Source organism: Reyranella sp. (assembly GCF_004296935.1).
GTDB lineage: Bacteria > Pseudomonadota > Alphaproteobacteria > Reyranellales > Reyranellaceae > Reyranella.
Genome location: NZ_SCVH01000073.1, coordinates 1 through 18,103, shown reverse-complemented (window position 1 = coordinate 18,103; position 18,103 = coordinate 1). Strand labels below are relative to the sequence as shown.

The following is an 18,103-nucleotide window of genomic DNA, read 5'->3' as shown; positions in this document are numbered from 1 at the left end:
AGGACGGACGGGACCATGCAGACCATTTTCGTCATGGTGAAGTGCGAGCTCGGCAAGGCCTACGAGGTTGCCGACGATGCCGTCGCGGTCGAGCAGGTGTCGGAGGTCTATTCGACCTCCGGCCAGTACGACCTCCTGATGAAGTGCTATCTCGACGACAAGACCGACATCGGCCACTTCGTCACCAGCAGGATCCAGACGCTGGCCGGCGTGAAGGACACCTTCACCCTCATCACCTTCAAGGCGTTTTCCTGACTGCCGCCGCGCCTCGCAGGCACCTCCCGCGCGGGGAGGATTTCCTGCTCCTGCCGCCGGCGATCCAGCCCTACGCCTATCGCATCGTCGACCAGCTGTTCGCCCATCGCGTGATCCGCTGCGGTCCTGCGCCCCGCGAGCTGCCGCGCGGCGAGGAGATCGCGCCCCGCTATGTGGTCGACGGCCGCGAGTACGATGTCGGCTCGTTCATGGACCGCAACGTGATCTCGGGCCTTCTGGTGATCCGCCACGGCAAGGTGGTGCTCGAACGCTATGGCCTCGGTCTCGGCGAGCAAGACCGCTGGTCGACCATGTCGACGGTGAAGTCGATGACGGCGATGTTGGTCGGTGCCGCGGTCCACGACGGCGCCATCGCGTCGATCGACGATCCTCTGACGCGCTACCTGCCGGCCTTGCGCAACTCGGTCTACGAGGGCGTGACGTTGCGCCATGTCATGACCATGTCGTCCGGCGTGCGCTGGAACGAGGACTATACGGATCGCAATTCCGACGTGAACCGCTACTCGAAGTCGCTGGCCGACAAGGTGCCGGGCGGCGTGCTGCGGCTGATGTCTTCCCTGCCGCGCGCCGCCGTTCCCGGCAGCACCTTCCTCTACAATTCCGGCGACACCTATCTGCTGGGTGCGGCGCTCGCCCAGGCGATCGGCAGGCCGCTGGCGGACTACATGTCTGAAAAGGTCTGGAAGCCCGCCGGCATGGAATGCGATGCCTTCTATACGCTCGAAAGCGAGGGCGGCCAGGAGATCGGCGGCAGCCGCGCCGGCATGGTCCTGCGCGATTTCGGCCGCTTCGGCCTGTTCGTCCTGGACGACGGTGTGATCGACGGCGCACGCGTGCTGCCCGAGGGATGGGTCGCAGAGGCGGCGACACCGGCCTTCACGCTTGCCGCGCCGCCGGTCGTCGACATCACCCACTACGGTTTCAGCTGGTGGCTCGGCCGGGGCGTGATGGCGGCCCTCGGCCACGCCGGCCAGCGCATCGACATCTTCCGCGACGAAGGCCTTGTGGTGGTGACCCTCGGCGCCTTCCCGCAGGCGCTCTACGCGCCGCCGACCGACCACAACCGCCGCAACGAGGTGGTCGCCTTCACGAACGCGGTGCGGGCGACATGAGCGGTGGTCAGGCGGTCCTCGCCATTTGGGTCGATATCGATCCGGCCGACGATATCCTCTTCGAGCACTGGCACAGCCACGAGCATGTCCAGGAACGCGTTGGCTGCCCCGGCTGGCTGCGTGGCTCCAGGTTCAAGGGCGTCGACAATCCGGGACGCTATCTCCTGTTCTACGATGCCGAGACGACGGCGGCGTTCGAGAGCGCCGAATACTATGCGCGCCTCGGCAATCCGACCGAGATGAGCCGCGCCATCTTTCCGAAGTTCCACGACACCTGGCGCACCGTCTGCACGGTCGAGCAGCGCTGGGGCGACGGCATAGGCGCTGCCGTCCTCACGCTGCGCACGAGCGTGGGCAACACCGCGCCCTTCGACACGCTGGCCGGGCTGCAGACGGCGCGCGTCGATCTGCTGGCGGGGCAGGCCAATCTCGGCCAGGCCCATACGGCGGAAAAGGATCTCCGCGCCGCCCCCGATCGTCAGATCGAACGGGCGCTGGTCGCCTTCTTCTGGTCGGTCGAGGCGGCCCAGGCGGCGCGTGCCCGGCACGCGCCCGAGGGCGAGGTCTTCGCTCTCCGACACACCGTGTCGAAGAGCGATCTCGTCTAGCTAGTTGATCAGTCCGTAAAACTTCCCGGCGTTGGTGCAGGTGATCATCTTGACCTGCTCGGCCGGCACGTCGGCGAACTGTTCCTTGATGTACTTGTCGGAGTGCGGCCACACGCCGTCGCCGTGCGGGTAGTCGGAGCCCCACATCAGGCTCTCCGCGCCCATCTCGTCGATCAGCTTGGCGCCGATGCGATCGAACTGGAACGTGGCCTTGCACTGGCGGCGCCAGTAGTCGCTGGGCTTCATTTTCAGGCCGAGGTCGGTGAAGCGATCCTCCCACTCGAAGTCCATGCGGTCGAGCGCATAGGGGATCCAGCCGGAGCCCGACTCGCCGAAGGCGATGCGGACGTTGGGATAACGCTCCAGCACGTTGGCGCCGATGATGGCGGCCAGGATGTTCACCAGGTTCATCTGGAAGCCCGAGACGATGGTGAAGAACACCGACCGGCCGACGCGGCCGGGGTACTTGTCGATCGTGTTGGGCGGCACCGCCGGGAAGGTATGGAAGTGCAGCGGCAGCTGGACGTCGTTCACCGCCTTCCACAGCGGCTCCCACATCGGGTGCCACATCGGCTCCATGTCCCACGAGCAGGAAAGCTCCAGCCCCTTGATACCCATCTTGGCGACGCGATGGATCTCCTTCACCGCGGCATCGATGTCGCCGTAGGGCAGGCAGGCGAGGCCGATGTGCCGCTCGGGATAGTGGCTGCAGAAATCCTTTAGCCAGTCGTTGTAGATCATCAGCATCTGGTTGCCGGCCTCGCGGTCGTTGAGGCGGCTGGCGGCGCCCAGGATGCCGTAGATCACCTCGGCATCGACGCCGTCGCGATCCAGATCCTTGATGCGCAGGTGCGGATCGGAGATGCGGCGGATGTCCTTGGCGCCGTCGGCATAGAGGCCGGTCTCGGCCATGATGTCGACGCGGTGGTGCTTGCCGGGCACGAACTTCGAGCCGGCCGGGCCGACGCCGTTCTTGTAGCCGAAGGTGGCGCCGTTCTTGGCCATCCACTTCGGACCGTCGTCGGTGTCGGCGACGTAGGGCATGCGATCCTTGAGCTCGCGCGGGGCCATCGACGTGAACAGATCGGGCGGCATCCAGGGCAGGTCGAGGTGGCTGTCGGCCGAAATGCGCTTGTATTGCATGGCATCGCTCCCGGTGGCTTCCTTCGTTAAAGTATGCGCGTCGCGTCGCAGGGTGGGCAAGGGCAGGATGGAAGAGTTCGACTACATCGTCGTCGGGGCGGGTTCCGCAGGGTGCGTGCTCGCCAATCGCCTGTCGGCCGATCCCGCCAACCGGGTGCTGGTGCTGGAGGCCGGCGGCAAGGACAACTGGATCTGGTTCCACATCCCGGTCGGCTATCTCTTCGCCATGGGCAATCCGCGCGCCGACTGGATGTTCCAGACCGAGAAGGAGCCGGGCCTGAACGGCCGTGCGCTGAACTATCCGCGCGGCAAGGTGATCGGCGGCTGCTCGGCCATCAACGGCATGATCTCGATGCGCGGCCAGGCCGGCGACTACGACCATTGGCGCCAGCTCGGCCTCACCGGCTGGGGCTGGGACGACGTGCTGCCGGTGTTCAAGAAGCTCGACGGGCACTTCCTGGGCGACACCGAGCATCATGGCGGCAGCGGCGAGTTGCGCGTCGAGGAGATGCGGCTGAAGTGGGACGTGCTTGATTCCGTGATCGCGGCGGCGGTCGAGATGGGCATTCCCCGGACTTCCGACTTCAACACCGGCGACAACAACGGCGCGGGTTACTTCCACGTCAACCAGAAGCGCGGGCTCCGCGTGTCGGCGGCGAAGGCATTCCTGAAGCCGGTGCTCGCCCGGCCAAACCTGCGCCTCGAGACCGGCGTGCTGGTCGAGAAGGTGCTGTTCGAAGGCAAGCGCGCCGTGGGCGTGCGCTTCCGCCAGAACGGTCAGACCGTCGAGGCGCGGGCCAGGGGCGAGATCATCCTCTCGGCGGGCGCCGTGGGCTCGCCGCAGATCCTGCAGCTCTCCGGCGTCGGCCCGGCCGAGTGGCTCAGCGAGCACGGCATCACGCCAGTGCTCGATCGCCAGGGCGTCGGGCGCAACCTGCAGGACCATCTGCAGCAGCGTTCCATCTTCAAGGTGTCGGGCGCCAAGACGCTCAACACGACCTACCATTCGCTGGTCCGCCGCGCCCTGATGGGCATGGAATATGCTTTGTTCCAGACAGGGCCGCTGACCATGGCGCCCTCGCAACTGGGCATCTTCACCATGTCGTCACCGGACCATGAACGCGCCAACATCGAGTTCCACGTCCAGCCGCTTTCCCTCGACAAGTTCGGCGAGCCCCTGCATCGCTTTCCGGCCATCACGGTGAGCGCCTGCAACCTGCGCCCGACCTCACGCGGCACCATCCGGCTGCGCTCGGCCGATCCCGCGGCCAAGCCCATGATCGCCCCCAACTATCTCTCGACCCCGGAGGACCGGCGCGTGGCCGCCGATGCGATCCGCGTCACCCGCCGCCTCATGAAGCAGCCCGCGTTAGGTCGCTTCCGACCCGAGGAGTACCTGCCGGGGCCCGGTGTCGGCGACGACGAGGCCTCGCTCGCCAAGGCTGCGGGCGACATCGGCACCACGATCTTCCACCCGATCGGCACGGCCAAGATGGGCCTGCCTTCCGACCCGATGGCGGTGGTCGACGAACGGCTGCGTGTCTTTGGCCTAAATGGCCTGCGCGTGGTCGACGCTTCGGTGATGCCGACCATCACCTCGGGCAATACCAACACCCCCACGATCATGATCGCCGACAAGGCGGCCGCGATGATGATCGAGGATGCGCGTCAAGGAGACAGACATGCGTAATCGACTTCTCGGGCTGCTCGCGACGCTGGCGCTTTCGGTGCCCGCCATGGCGGAGGCGCAGCAGCCCAAGACGTTGCGCGTGGTCATGCATTCGGATCTGAAGATCCTCGATCCGGTGTGGACTACCGCCTTCATCGTGCGCAACCACGGCTACATGATCTACGACACGCTGTTTGCGCTGGACGGCGATCTCAAGATCAAGCCGCAGATGGTCGAGAAGTACGACGTCTCGCCCGACAAGCTCACCTGGACCTTCACCCTGCGCGACGGCCTCGAGTTCCACGACGGTCAGCCCGTCACGACCGAAGACGTGCTGGCCTCGCTGAAGCGCTGGGCCGTGCGCGATGGCCTGGGCCAGATCCTGTGGGCCAAGGTGGCCGAAGCCAGGCCGGTCGACGCCAGGACCTTCCAGATCGTGCTCAAGCAGCCGACCGGCGTCGTGCTGCAGGCGCTGGCCAAGCCCTCGGGCAATCCCTTCATCATGCCCAAGCGGATCGCCGAGACGCCGCCGGGCGATCAGATCAAGGAGTTCGTGGGTTCCGGCCCCTTCATCTTCAAGCGCGACGAGTGGAAGCCCGGCGACAAGACCGTCTACGTCAGGAATCCCAAGTACAAGCCGCGCGCCGAGCCGGCCTCGGGCCTGGCCGGCGGCAAGATCGCCAAGGTCGACCGCGTCGAATGGCTGGCGATGCCAGACCAGCAGACCGCGGTCAACGCGCTGGCGGCGGGCGAGATCGACATCATCGAGACGCCGCAGCACGATCTTTATCCGATCCTGAAGAAGGAAAAGAACGTCGGGCTGGTCACCACCAACAAGTGGGGCAACCAGTACATCTTCCGCTTCAATCAGCTGCATAAGCCGTTCGACAACCCCAAGACCCGCCAGGCCATGCTCTATGGCCTCAACCAGAAGGACTTCCTCAACGGCGTGATCGGCGATCCCGAGTACTACACGGTGTGCAAGGCCATGTTCATGTGCGGCGGCCCCTACGAGACCACCGCGGGCTTCGCCGACAAGTACGAGAGCGACTTCGCCAAGGCCAAGCAGCTCCTCGCCGAGGGCGGCTACGACGGCACGCCGGTCGTGCTGTTGCACTCGACCGACCTCTACGTGCTCACCAACATGGCGCCGATCGCCAAGTCGCTGATGGAGAAGTCCGGCCTGAAAGTCGACATGCAGTCGATGGACTGGCAGACGCTGGTCAGCCGCCGTGCCCGCAAGGATCCGCCGGACAAGGGCGGCTGGAACGTGCTCATCACCTCGACCTCGGGCGCCGATTCGCTCGATCCGCTGACCTACAGCTTCATCGGCGCCACCTGCGACAAGGCCTGGTTCGGCTGGCCGTGCGACGACGAGCTGACCCGGCTGCGCTCAGCCTTCGCCGACGAGACCGACGAGCCCAGGCGCAAGGCGATCGTCGAGAAGATCCAGCTCCGCGCCGCCGACGTGCCGACGCATGCCTTCCTCGGCCAGTACAACAACGCCATGGCGATCCGCAAGGAAGTGAGCGGCAACGTCGTCTCGCCGGTGCCGGTGTTCTGGAACGTCGAGAAGAAGTGACGCCTGCCGGAACCCCCGCCGGCGGACACCATCTTCCATCCGATCGGCATGACCGGGATGGGCCTGCCCGTCGCGCCGATGGCGGGTGGTCGACGCATCCGTGATGCCCGCCATCCTGATCGTCGAAGGGGCCGCCGGACGACGATCGAGGACGGCCAGATGCGCTGATTTCCGGGTGGAACCCGCAGGTATGCGGTTTTGCACAGATGCCCGCAGGACGAGCCGCTCAAGATACAAGATGTTGGGCCAACGCAGCGATGCGTAGCAATTTCTTGAAAGGCGAGCTTCGGACGTAGGAGCGTTTCGGCCCCTTTCACCTTCTGCGAACGGGTTGTATCGCGTCTCGGCAAGCTTGGGCTGATTGTTCAACACATGCGATTGCGGCAGTCTTTAGTGCTCGCATGAGTTGACTTGCGCGACACCTGTTCGGGCGCTTCGCCGACGACGGCCCGGGGAGGTAGGGGATTGCGGGGGGATGCATGATCTCGGCAAGAAGCTGCCTGGCGGCGTGTGCGGCTCTGTCCCTTTCTGCCTGCGGTGCGCGCGACCAGCTCGATCCCGGGGCGGTCAGCGTGAAGGGCGTTCAGCCGACGCTCGAGCAGCTCAACATCACCTCGAACTCGCAGGCCCAGATCGGTCTCGTTAACCACCTGGCCAACGAGGCCGGATACAACTGGAAAGACCTCCAGGCCGTCGACGCCCGATGGGGCCAGGTCTTCGAGGCCGGCGTCTACGAGGTCGGCCGCCAGTGCGACCAGTATCTCGACGCGCTCTTCCGCTTCAACCGCGAGCAGCGCGCCAACCGCCAGGGCCTTACGGCGATCGGGGCCGGCGCCGCCGCGATCATGGGTCTGTCCGGCGTCGCAAGCGCCGCCATTGCCATCACCGCCGTCGCCTTCGGGCTCGCAACCAACCTGTTCGATGCCGGCGTCAATTCAGTGTTGTTCACGATCGAGCCCTCGGCGTTGCGCAATATCGTGCAGAAGGGCCGCGAGGCCTATCTCGACAAGCTCGTGAAGGACAAGGTCGAGATCAACACCCGGCCGCGGATGATGATTGCCGTGCAGGGCTATCTCGTCCAGTGCTCGCCGGCGGCGATCGAAGCCAACATCAACAACGCCGCCAGCGGCGCGCCCTCGGTGGCGTCGGCCGATCCGAAGATCGCCCAGCAGGCCGCCGGTCTGTCTGCGCCGTCGCTTTCGACGATGACAAAGGCCGCGGCCATCGTTGGCGGCACCGTGGCGCCGGGCGCGCCACTGCCGGACTCGGCACTGCCGGCCGGTGCGGTGAAAGGCGAGACACCCGTCATTCCCGAACTCCAGGAGGCGCAAAGGGCGCTCGGTGTTCCGGTTGACGGCAGATATGGCCCGGTGACGCGCGCCGCCATCCGAGAATTCCAGGCCGGCATGTTCCGCCGCGATCCGTCCACTTGGCCGGCCAGCGAGATCACCGGCAATCTGACCAGCCGGGCAGGCCGGACCTTGCCCGCGCTGAAGCCGATGCCGAAGGTCTTCATGTCACCGTTCGAGCGTGCCTTCCTCGGCAACGACAGTGGATTCCTGAGCGCCAATCCGCTGTCGGACATCGATCCGAGGGTGCTCGACTCCACGCTCAGCTTCCTGGGCGCCACGCCGGACCAGGTGACGGCCGCCAGCGGGCTTGACGCCAGGATAGCGCTGTTGCGCGCCCGGATCACCAAGCTGCGCGAGGACTTCAAGCTGCCCATGGACAAGGGCGCGATTCTCGATGCGGCGCTCTACAAGGCGGTGTGGAGGGACTCGCCGATGAATGTCCATAAGACCGACTGAAGACCGACTGAGGTCGGCGACCGCACAAGCCGAGGGATCAGACCATGGCTGACTTCACGATCACGCAGGACACGCCGCTCTTCGAAGCTGCCAATATCGCCTCGAAGTCCCTCGGCGTCGCCGAGGCAGGCACCGAGATCCAGGGCGAGGTGGCGCAAGGCTTCGTCAAGACCCGCATCGATTCGGTGGCCGTGGGTGACGGCTTCATCGCCTTCCAGGCACTCCGGGACAAGCCGACGCTGCCGCAGCCGATTGCCGACGACCGGGTCGGCGCCTTCATCGCCCTGGTCACGCGGATGGCGCGCGACCTCAAGACCGACCGCGACTATCTGCTGGCCGTCGCCTATGCCGGCACCAACAACCTGAAGGCCTTGGGCGAAGACCCCAAGCCCATCGGTCCGTTTCAGTACAAGGCCGAGGAGTGGGCCGCCGCGACCACCGGTGGGCCGGCGCGCGGCCGCGGCTTCACGCCCGAGGATCGCTACCGCTGGAGCAGCCAGGCCGAGGTGGCGACCTGCCTGACGGCCGACCTGGCCAAGCGCTTCGAGGAGGCCGTCGGCGCCGCGCCGAAGTTCACCGAACTCTACTTCGCCCAGCTCTACGGCGAGGGCGCGCTCGACCTGCTGAAGGGCGACCGCGCCTCAAAGTGCAGCGACGTCATCAAGGACCCGGCGCCGAGCCCGTTCGCCGCGGAGCTCAAAGCCGGCGGCGACACGATCGGCCAGGCGGTCGCCAAGCTCGAGCTGCCCCTGATGACCGCCTACCTGGCCGCCCGCGTCGAGATCGACAAGCAGCCGCCGGTGATCCGCTACTTCCGCGTCGGCGAGGCGGAGCAGGCAGGCGACCCGCCATGGGTTACCGTCGCCCGTGCCGAGATGGCGCGCGGCGTGTCGGAGACGCCGGAGAACAAGAACACCGCCGACATCCAGGCCTACCTGAAGGTGACCGGGCTGGACGACCCGGGGGGCAATACGCCGTGGTGCGGCGCCTTCCTCGCCTTCTGCATGAAGACCTGCGGGATCAGGGACGTCGAGGACAGCATCAGGAAGCCCGAGGGTGGCAAGCCGGGCCCGGCGCACGCCTCGTGGTGGGAGACCTGGGGCAGCGACGTCCCGGCGGCGGCCTCCTATCCCGTTGGCACGGTCGTCGTGCTGAACGACGCCAACGGCGCCGTGGCCCATGTCGGCCTGGTCGTCGGCAGCGATGCCGCCACGCTGCAGGTGCTGGGCGGCAACCAGGGCAGCCCGGGCAAGGTCTCGATCGTGCCCTACCAGGTGGCCAGGATCCGCAAGACACGCATCATGTCCGTGCCGGTCCCCGCGGCCGTCGCCGGACTCACCATCGACGTCGCGGCGCTCCAGCGCGTCGGCGCCTCGGCGACGCCGGCCGACGCCGACTTCGTCGCCAGGGCGCCCGGCATCGTGCGCGACCTGATGCGCGATCTTCCCGGCCTTGCGGCTCACCAGGCCGGCGGAATCCTGGGCAATATCGGCCACGAGTGCGCGGGCTTCCGCGAGCTCGTCCAGCTCGGCATGGCCGAGGGCACGGGCGGCATGGGCTGGTGCCAGTGGGACGGCGCGCGCCGCGTGGCCTTCCTGAAATGGGCCAACGACCATGTGCAGCCGTGGCGCTCGCCCGAGGCCAACTACTCTTACCTGGTGCACGAGCTCAGGACCACGGAGGCCGCCGCGCTCAAGGCGCTCATGCGGCAGACCTCGCTCGAAGCCGCCGTGGTGAGCTTCGATGAGCGCTTCGAACGGTCGGGCGTGAAGGCGCTCGACAAGCGCGTCCGCTACGCGCGGCTGGCAATGATCGCCTTTGGAGGATGACGACAATGACGAATCGATTCCTGGCATCCGTCGCGTTTTTCCTGATCTGTCTTGCCGGCACCGCGTGGGCCGCCGGACCGGTGAACCTCAAGGGCGGCGAGGTGAAAATCATCGAAAGCCCGGCGACCGACTTCACCATCACGACCCAGGGCCTGAACGGCCGCGCCGAGAAGCTGGCGCCGGAGGCCACCGGCAAGCCCTTCAGGCTCCAGTACACGGCGAACAACACCACCGCGGCGCTCACCGACAAGGTCGTCTACAAGCTGGCCGACGGCACCGAGCACACCGTGGCCGTCACGATCGATCCGACGGCCTCCGCGCCCGGCTTCAGCGGCGCGGTCTACGACCAGTCGCTCCGCGCGGTCTTCCTCCTGTTCGTGCTGGCGGTCATTCTGGAGTCGGGGCTGGCCCTGGTGTTCAACTGGAAGCCTTTCACCGACAACCTGTCACCCCGCGCCGTGCGGCCGCTGATCGCCTTCATCGTCGCCATGCTCCTCGTCAACCTGCTCGGCCTTGACGTCGTCGCGACCCTGACCAACGCCCTGAACAGCTCGCAGCTGCCGGTGAGCACCGAGGGCCAGGTCCTCACCGCCATGGTGATCGCGGGCGGCAGTTCGGGCGTGAACACCATGCTGGTGGCGCTCGGCTTCCGTGCCGTCAACACGCCGGCGAACAGCATTCCCAAGCCGCCGCCGGAGAAGGCCTGGCTGGCGATCCGCGCGCCGCAAGGCAGGGCCGTGGGCGACCTGTTCGTGTTCGTCGGTCCGCCCGGCAGCCTGTCGCTGCTCGGCATCATCAAGGGCCGGTCCAAGGCGGGGTCGATCCTCTCGTGGTTCCTGAGCGACCGCGGCCGCCTGCCGATCTATGGCGGCCTCGTCGTGCCGACCGACAAGAGCGTCGTCGTCGAGGTGAGAGGCGTGGACAAGGAAGGCGTGCCGCTGCCGCCCGTCACCTACGGTCCCTTGCAATTCGCCAAGGGTGCGCTCGTCGACATCGACATCACGCTCTAGGCCGGCGACGGGATACGACAGCCGTCGACCCAGGTCGGCTCGGGATCGGCCTCGGTGCGGCCGTTCGGCACCATCAGCGCATAATCGGCCGGCGGCACGTCGAACACCGACACCATGATCCACGATTGCCCGGAGGGCAGGATCGCGCCCTCGTCGGGCGTCTGCTCGTCGGTCTGGATGCCGCCGACGCCGATCTTCTCGTTGAACAACTGGCCCTGGGCGTTGGTCAGCGTGAGCCGCCGCGGCGTCACGATGATGTCGGTGTTGCTGCGGTTGATGATCTCGTAGTCGACCATGACCAGGCCCTGACCGGCCGAGGGGGCGAGGCGGCGGCCGTCGGCGGATTCATAGAAGTTGAACCAGGCGACATCGCGCACGAGGGTGACGGCGCGGCCGTTCTGCACGCCGTGGCTCATGCTGGCGCAGGGCGGGGCGCGCTCATAGGCCGCGCGCGCATCGCGTTTGAACTTGTCCTCGCTGAAGAAGGTGTTCATGGCGTAGTGAGTGCTGGCCGACGTCGCCATCGAGGCGGCAATGCCGAGCGGAGTGATCACCGCACAGCCGCCGCACAGCGCCGCGGCGAGTGTAAGGCCGAGCAATGGAACAGGGTTCTTCAGTTGCGCACCTTCGAGAATGACGCGGCCGCCGGTCAGACGGCTTTGGCGTCCCGTTGGTCGAGGAAGCGATACCAGGTGACGAAAGCTTGGAAGTAGAGCTTGTTCAGGCCGTGGAACGGCAGGGGCCTCACTTTGTCCGGCGGCAGCGGCAGCGCCATCGGGTCGCCCGAAGCGATATAAGTCGCCATCGCGCGTCCCATCGCCGTTTGCAGCGCCACGCCGCGCCCCATGCAGCCGATGTCGATCAGCAGGCCGGGGGCGGGTTCGTGCAGATGGGGCAGGTGATCGCGCGTCACCGCCACGCGGCCGCCCCAGCGGAAATCGATGCCGGCGCCTTTCAGCTGCGGGAACATCTTCTCCATCATCGTCTCGATATGGGCCCAGTCCTCGACGCCCTTGGGTTCGCGCATCGGCCCGCGGCCGCCCATCAGGAAGCGGCCGGTGTGATCGAGGCGGTAGTAAAGCCCGATGCGGCGCGAATCGGACGTCGACTGGCCGCCGGGCAGGATCGACTTCAAGATATTGTCCGACAGCGGCTTGGTTGCAACCTGGAAGGAATTGGCGGCGATGATGGTCTGGCGCAGATGCGGCCAGAGATCGCCGGTATAGCCATTGGTCGCCAACACCACGCGATCCGCCGTGACGGCGGCACCTTGGGCGGTGCCGACGATCCATTTGCCGTTCTCGCGCAGCAGGCTGGTGGCGGGCGTGTTGCCGTGGATCGAAACGCCCGCCGCCAGCGCCGCGCGGGCGAGCCCGCGCGCATAGGCGAGCGGCTGCACCACGCCGCCGCGGCGATCGATCCAGGAACCGAGGTATTGATCGTGGCCGATGTGCCGTGCCGTCTCCTGCCTGTCGAGCACCTCGACTGGGGCGCCGCGCTTCTGCCATTGCGCGGCACGAGCCTCGATCGGCCCGACTGCCTTGGCTGAAATGGCGCTCTGGATCCAGCCATTGCGCGTGTTGGGAACGTCCATCTTGTGCTTGTCGATCAGCTCCCAGACGATATCGGCGGTCCGGCTGACGAAGTCGACGAGGCGCGGTCCCCGCTCGGATCCGTACATGGTCTCGAGCTCGTCGGGATCGAACTTCAGCCCCGGGATCACCTGTCCGCCGTTGCGGCCCGAGCCGCCGAAGCCCGGCTCCTTCGCTTCGAGCACCACCGACTTGATACCCCGCTGCGCGAGATGCAGCGCCGTCGACAGGCCGGCATAGCCAGCGCCCACGATGCAGACGTCCGCGGTGACGGACTCCCGGAGCGCGGGTGTTGCGGCGGCGGCGGGCGCCGTCGCGGCCCATAACGAGGGTTCAAGAGGGAAGGGTTCGGCCATATCGTTTCCTGGTCGCTTCCTAATCGTTGCCTAGTTGCGGGCCTTGAAGGCAAATTCCGCGCCGGAACGGATGCCGGTCGGCCAGCGCGCCGTGATGGTCTTGAGCTTGGTGTAGAAGCGCACGCCCTCCATGCCGTAGATGCCATGGTCGCCGAAGATGGAAGCCTTCCAGCCGCCGAAGCTGTGATAGGCCACCGGCACCGGGATCGGCACGTTGATGCCGACCATGCCGATCTGGACGTTGCTGGCAAAGGCGCGGGCGGCATCGCCGTCGCGGGTGAAGATCGCGGTGCCGTTGCCGTAGGCGTGGTCGTTCACCATCTTGATCGCCTCGTCGAAGCCCTTGGCGCGCACCACCGAGAGGACGGGCCCAAAAATCTCGTCCTTGTAGATCGTCATGCCGGTGGTGACGTTGTCGAACAGGCAGCCGCCCATGAAGTTGCCGTTCTCGTAGCCCTGCAGCTTGAGCCCGCGGCCGTCGACCACCAGCCTGGCGCCTTCCTTCACGCCCGTATCGACGTAGCCCATCACCTTGTCCCTGTGCTGGCGCGTGACCAGCGGTCCCATCTCCGACTGCGGATCGAGGCCGGGCCCGACCTTCAAGGCCGCCACCCTGGGCGCCAGCTTTTCCATCAGCCTGTCGCCGACGTCGCCCACCGCGACGGCGACCGAGATCGCCATGCAGCGCTCGCCGGCAGCGCCGTAACCCGCGCCGATCAGCGCGTCGGTCGCCTGGTCGAGGTCGGCGTCGGGCATGATCACCATGTGGTTCTTGGCGCCGCACAGCGCCTGCACGCGCTTATTCCGTTGCGTGCCGGTGTGATAGACGTACTGGCCGATCGCGGTCGAACCGACGAAGGAGATCGCCGGCACGTCGGGATGATGCAGCAGCGCATCGACCGCCACCTTGTCGCCGTTCAGCACCTGGAAGATGCCGGCCGGTGCGCCCGCCTCGGCGAACAGCTCGGCCAGCAGCATCGGCGCCGAAGGGTCCTTCTCCGACGGCTTCAAAATGAAGGCGTTGCCGCAGGCCACCGCCATGGCGCCCATCCAGCACGGGATCATGATCGGGAAGTTGAACGGCGTGATGCCCGCCACCACGCCCAGCGGCTGGCGGATCGACCAGCTGTCCATGTCGGAGGCGACCTGCTCGGTGAAGTCGCCCTTCATGTGATGGGCGATGCCGCAGGAGAACTCGATCACCTCGAGCCCGCGCCCGACCTCGCCCTTGGCATCGTCGAAGGTCTTGCCGTGCTCGAGCGACATCAGTCGCGCCAGATCGTCGGTGCGCTTCTCGACCAGGCTCTTGAGGTTGAACATCACGCGCTGGCGGCGGAGCGGCGGCGTCGCGGCCCAGGCCGTCTGCGCCTTCTTCGCGATCGCCACGGCGTCGTCGATCTCGGCCTGGGAGGCGAAGGCCACCATCGCCGTCACCTCGCCGGTCGCCGGGTTGGTGACGTCGCCCTGCCGGCCGCTGGTGCCCGCGACCCGCTTGTTGCCGACGAAATGTCCGATCCTGGCCGCCATCTATTCCTCCGCTATTTATTGCGTTCTAGCACAGCGTCGTGCCCATGACCCCCTCCGCCCGCTTCGCGGGCACCTCCCCCGCGCTATGCGCGGGGGAGGAGTTTGATTCTTCTCCTCCCCCGTCTCGGGGGAGGTGGCCCGTAGGGCCGGAGGGGGTCATCGCTTGCGACGCGACCTCCACGACCTGTGGAGGTGCGATGTCCGCCGGAACGGCGGGCAAGTCGTTGATCGGCGCGGGTGATTCGGGTTCGGCGAGGGCCACCGGATGCACGTCGGAAGCGGGCGTTTTGGAAATCGCCTTCGTCTCGCGCCTGGCCTCGATCTCCATCTCCTTCAGGCGGATCTCGTGGGCGCGCTGCTCGCGCCGTTCCTCGCGCGCCTCGGCGCGGGCGCGCTGGCCGTCTTCCAGCTTGAGCAGGAACATCAGCGCCCGGTCGTCGTGCATCACCTGCTCGCCGATCTGCTTGCCGCGAAAGAACACCGCCCGCGACCGGGGCTCGCCGGCCCGCAGTTTCAGGTCGTCGGCGTTCTGCCGGTGGCGCTCCTCGACGATCGTGGCGAGGTGCGCGGCGAACTTCGGGTACTTGATCCGCCAGCGCCGCGCCGTGCTCTCGTCGATGCCGACGCGGGCCGCCGCCTCGCGCAGCGTGTTGCCGCGGCGCGCCTGGTTGAGATAGCGCACGCGCAGCCGCCAGCCGCGCTGGGCCGGCAGGGCCCGCTTCGACGAGGGGCCATCGAGCAATGCCCGCTCGATCGCCTTGGGCGCGTTGGCGATGCGCGCCGCGCTCTGCCGCGCCTCCTCGGCTTCGCGCGCCTCCCGGGTTTCCTCGCGGGCTTTCGCCTCCAACTGCGCCAGGCTCATGCCGCGCATATGGGCGGGCGGGTGAAAGCCCTGTTTATGGATCCGCATCAAATAGGCCGCGTCGGCCCAGCTCAGGCCGTCGACCGGCGGCGCCTCGGGCACGCCGACCGGGATCCCGATGGGGGCCCCGAACGGGCGGTTCTGATCGTAGAATGACATCCCCTTCCTCCTGTTCCGCAGCCATTTAGGGCCGGAAATCCTGTCCGAGAGGATATATAGGGAAGGATAGGAATACTGTCAATAGGGGGCAGCGCCGCGCCAGCCGCCTGTAGCCGCCCCCGGCGGGGAGGGCTAACGTCAGTCGCCTCGGAAAAGGAAGCGTGACATGGCCCAACCACAGTCGACCACGCCAGACGCCCGGACTGGTATCGCGAACCGGGTACAGACGATCGTCGCGCGGGTCCTCGGCATCGCCCAGGAGAGGGTTGCCGAGAAGGCAAACTTCGTCACCGACCTCGGTGCCAGCAGCCTCGATCTCGTGGAACTCATCATGGCGATCGAGGACGCCTTCGGCATCGAGATTTCCGACAGCGCCGCCGAACGGATCCTCACGGTGGGCGATCTCGTGGCGTTCATCCGCAGCCAGGCGCCGGCGGCCAAGGCCGCCTAAGCGGCCGCTGCCGCGATCATCGACCTAGTTCAGCCCACAAAAGGCGAATTGCTTGGCGCTCCCGGGCTTGAGCGTCCGCACGGCGGCCTAGTCGCTTTCGCCGCCCTAGATGTCGCCGTTCCTGATCTTCGCCAAGCCACGGCCGAGCAGAGCCATCGTTCCTGGAAGCCTATGGCTGAGGCTCCACTTATTCACTGCAATCTGCGTTACCATAGCAAAGGCCCTGCAGGAGAATAACGGGACGAATGGCAAAGCGCATCGTGGTGCTTCATAGCGGTGGAATGGACTCAACGACGTGTCTTTACGAGGCGCACGCTGCTGGTCATGAGGTGACTAGCTTGGGCTTTGAATACGGACAACGCCTTTCTGTAGAATTGCTGTTCGCTGCTCGCCAATGCGAACGCCTCGGAATTAGGCGCGACGTAGTTTCGCTCTCTTGGCAGAAACCCAACCGGCCTATGCCAATTGGTCGTGCAATCGAAGAAATGCCGAAGAGTGTTTCGCCGGCTTTCCTGCCAGCTCGCAATGTCGTCTTTTTATCAGTTGCGTGCGCTCACGCGGCAGGAGTGAGTGCGGATGAAGTGCACATTGGATTAAATTCCATCGACTACTCCGGCTATCCTGATTGTACACCTGAGTTCCTTAAGTCGTTTCAGTCAATGATGTCATTGGCACATCCCGGCGGCCCGACGATAGTTGCGCCACTTATGTCCATGTCGAAAGCTGAAATTGCCACACTAGCCAAGCAGCATGGCCTTGGTGAGTATGACACGTGGAGCTGCTACCGTCCCCAAGTTGCCAATGGAGGCGTCGTTCCATGCGGAAATTGCGATGCATGCCGGCTGCATAGCCATGCTTGGAAGACAATAAAGTAGCCATGGCATCTTTGGCTCTCGTCGCTTGCTCAAAGACGAAGGCAGCCGAAGAGCGACCGGCCGCTGCGTTGTATACTTCCCCGCTGTTTAGGAAATCTCTCCTCCACTCTTTAGGAAAAGCGAAGACCACAGCCATCCTGTCAGCGAAACATGGCGTTCTTCCCTTGTCAGTACGCGTAACTCCTTACGATATGACTCTAAAAGATTTCGATCGCCACCAGCGGGCTGAGTGGTCGGCGATGGTGGCGCACCAGCTCAAAGACGTCATCAGTAGCGGCGACATCGTCGCGCTATATTGCGGCAGCGACTACTACAAGCCTCTTCAAGGAGTGTTCGCCCAGCTTGGATGCAAGGTCGAGTTGCCGTTGGGGCGGCTCTCGCTTGGCTCGCGGTTGCAGGCGTTGCGTAGATTCAATGATGACGATCTCCTAAATAAAAGCGGATCTGCATTCTATAAGCTCATGAGGAAGCTCTACGTGGCGCAAGGCGGAGGGCGCCTCCTCGCCGAAGCAAGTGGCCGCCTTAGCTGGCCAACGCGCGGTATCTACTTCTTCATCGAGGATACTGAACCAACATTGTCGCGCGTTCCGCGCGTAACTCGGGTCGGCACACATGCTGTTAGCAAAGGATCGCGTACAACACTCTGGGATCGCCTCAGCACTCATCGTGGTACGAACCAAGGTATTGGAAGTCATCGGTCATCAATTTTCCGTTTGCATGTTGGGAGAGCCCTGACAACTGGACTCAGTAATGCTGCCCGGCCACGGTCATGGGCTGAGGGGCAGACTGCCTCAGGCGAAATTCGAAAAGGTGAAGAACAGCTCGAACGTCGAGTATCTGCCGTTATTGGTGCCATGCGAGTGTTGTGGCTAGATGTTCCCGATGACGCCGGGCCACTAAGTGATCGCGCATATTTGGAGCAAAATTGCATCGGCCTTTTATCAAGGTGGTATCTCTCCGCAGGTCAAAAGGGCGCACACTGGCTCGGAAATTCGAGTGAGGACTGGAGAATCGCGGTGAGCGGGCTTTGGAATCTGAACTGTCTGTTTAATCCCCCGGATACGCGCTTGTTCGAAGTTTTAGAAACCTATGTCGAAGCCACAATTGGCCTCCGATCAATGCCAGAGAAGTCGATCTCACCAAAAGATTGGCGCAAGGGAGCCGTGCTGCTCCGTAAGTCTCCACAGTTAAGTCTCTTCTAAATTAGGTGGACCTATGGTGGATTGGTTTGCTCGGCTGATGAG

The 18,103-nt window shown here is 65.4% G+C and carries 16 protein-coding genes; 11 read left to right on the top strand and 5 right to left on the bottom strand.

The annotated features are described in order from the left end of the window. Window positions 1–15 precede the first annotated feature (15 nt). The 3 genes from EPO55_RS09570 (at window position 16) to EPO55_RS09560 (ending at window position 1,996) form a co-directional block, all read left to right on the top strand. The gene (locus EPO55_RS09570) at window positions 16–255 is read left to right on the top strand and encodes an Lrp/AsnC ligand binding domain-containing protein (protein WP_296336457.1); all 240 of its coding nucleotides are present in this window, start codon (window positions 16–18) and stop codon (window positions 253–255) included. 110 nt (window positions 256–365) lie between these two features. Then, a complete protein-coding gene (locus tag EPO55_RS09565) occupies window positions 366–1,388 on the top strand; it encodes a serine hydrolase (protein WP_296336455.1) in 1,023 nt (340 codons plus the stop codon). Continuing rightward, complete coding sequence (locus EPO55_RS09560) at window positions 1,385–1,996, top strand: hypothetical protein (protein ID WP_296336452.1); 612 nt, start codon at window positions 1,385–1,387, stop codon at window positions 1,994–1,996. The genes EPO55_RS09565 and EPO55_RS09560 overlap by 4 nt, the downstream gene beginning before the upstream one ends. On the opposite strand, the gene EPO55_RS09555 is transcribed toward EPO55_RS09560, so the two are convergent. Then, window positions 1,997–3,139, bottom strand: coding sequence for an amidohydrolase family protein (locus EPO55_RS09555; protein WP_296336450.1), 1,143 nt, complete (start codon window positions 3,137–3,139; stop codon window positions 1,997–1,999). A 67-nt stretch (window positions 3,140–3,206) separates the two neighbouring features. Here EPO55_RS09555 and EPO55_RS09550 point away from each other — a divergent pair, with 67 nt between their 5' ends. From EPO55_RS09550 to EPO55_RS09530, 5 genes are all read left to right on the top strand, one after another. After that, on the top strand, window positions 3,207–4,829 hold the full coding sequence (locus EPO55_RS09550) for a GMC family oxidoreductase N-terminal domain-containing protein (protein ID WP_296336448.1): 1,623 nt from the start codon (window positions 3,207–3,209) through the stop codon (window positions 4,827–4,829). Further along, window positions 4,822–6,390, top strand: a complete 1,569-nt coding sequence (locus EPO55_RS09545) for an ABC transporter substrate-binding protein (RefSeq protein WP_296336447.1) — start codon at window positions 4,822–4,824, stop codon at window positions 6,388–6,390. Before EPO55_RS09550 ends, EPO55_RS09545 begins: the two co-directional genes overlap by 8 nt. A gap of 479 nt (window positions 6,391–6,869) precedes the next feature. After that, window positions 6,870–8,198, top strand: a complete 1,329-nt coding sequence (locus EPO55_RS09540; RefSeq protein ID WP_296336445.1) for a hypothetical protein — start codon at window positions 6,870–6,872, stop codon at window positions 8,196–8,198. 44 nt (window positions 8,199–8,242) lie between these two features. Beyond that, window positions 8,243–10,027 carry a phage tail tip lysozyme gene (locus EPO55_RS09535; protein WP_296336444.1) on the top strand — a complete coding sequence of 595 codons (1,785 nt, stop codon included), beginning with the start codon at window positions 8,243–8,245 and terminating at the stop codon, window positions 10,025–10,027. Window positions 10,028–10,032: 5 nt separating this feature from the next. Further along, window positions 10,033–11,037, top strand: a complete 1,005-nt coding sequence (locus EPO55_RS09530; RefSeq protein ID WP_296336443.1) for a hypothetical protein — start codon at window positions 10,033–10,035, stop codon at window positions 11,035–11,037. On the opposite strand, the gene EPO55_RS09525 is transcribed toward EPO55_RS09530, so the two are convergent. Genes EPO55_RS09525 through EPO55_RS09510 form a run of 4 tightly spaced genes read right to left on the bottom strand, consistent with a single transcriptional unit; the run spans window position 11,034 to window position 15,533 of the window. Then, window positions 11,034–11,636 (bottom strand): hypothetical protein, encoded by a 603-nt coding sequence (locus tag EPO55_RS09525; RefSeq protein WP_296336442.1) that lies wholly within the window; start codon window positions 11,634–11,636, stop codon window positions 11,034–11,036. The genes EPO55_RS09530 and EPO55_RS09525 overlap by 4 nt on opposite strands. Before the next feature lie 50 nt (window positions 11,637–11,686). Beyond that, complete coding sequence (locus EPO55_RS09520) at window positions 11,687–12,985, bottom strand: FAD-binding oxidoreductase (protein ID WP_296336441.1); 1,299 nt, start codon at window positions 12,983–12,985, stop codon at window positions 11,687–11,689. Window positions 12,986–13,015: 30 nt separating this feature from the next. Beyond that, entirely contained in the window at window positions 13,016–14,512 is a 1,497-nt protein-coding gene (locus EPO55_RS09515) for a CoA-acylating methylmalonate-semialdehyde dehydrogenase (protein ID WP_296336440.1), read from the bottom strand. A gap of 25 nt (window positions 14,513–14,537) precedes the next feature. Further along, window positions 14,538–15,533, bottom strand: a complete 996-nt coding sequence (locus EPO55_RS09510; RefSeq protein WP_296336439.1) for a helix-turn-helix domain-containing protein — start codon at window positions 15,531–15,533, stop codon at window positions 14,538–14,540. A gap of 166 nt (window positions 15,534–15,699) precedes the next feature. Here EPO55_RS09510 and EPO55_RS09505 point away from each other — a divergent pair, with 166 nt between their 5' ends. The 3 genes from EPO55_RS09505 to EPO55_RS09495 all read left to right on the top strand — a co-directional run bounded on the left by EPO55_RS09505 (window position 15,700) and on the right by EPO55_RS09495 (window position 18,061). Beyond that, window positions 15,700–15,984 carry an acyl carrier protein gene (locus EPO55_RS09505; protein WP_296336438.1) on the top strand — a complete coding sequence of 95 codons (285 nt, stop codon included), beginning with the start codon at window positions 15,700–15,702 and terminating at the stop codon, window positions 15,982–15,984. Window positions 15,985–16,229: 245 nt separating this feature from the next. Further along, window positions 16,230–16,859 (top strand): 7-cyano-7-deazaguanine synthase QueC, encoded by a 630-nt coding sequence (queC, locus tag EPO55_RS09500; RefSeq protein ID WP_296336437.1) that lies wholly within the window; start codon window positions 16,230–16,232, stop codon window positions 16,857–16,859. A gap of 2 nt (window positions 16,860–16,861) precedes the next feature. Continuing rightward, window positions 16,862–18,061 (top strand): DUF6884 domain-containing protein, encoded by a 1,200-nt coding sequence (locus EPO55_RS09495; protein ID WP_296336435.1) that lies wholly within the window; start codon window positions 16,862–16,864, stop codon window positions 18,059–18,061. Window positions 18,062–18,103: the final 42 nt, after the last annotated feature.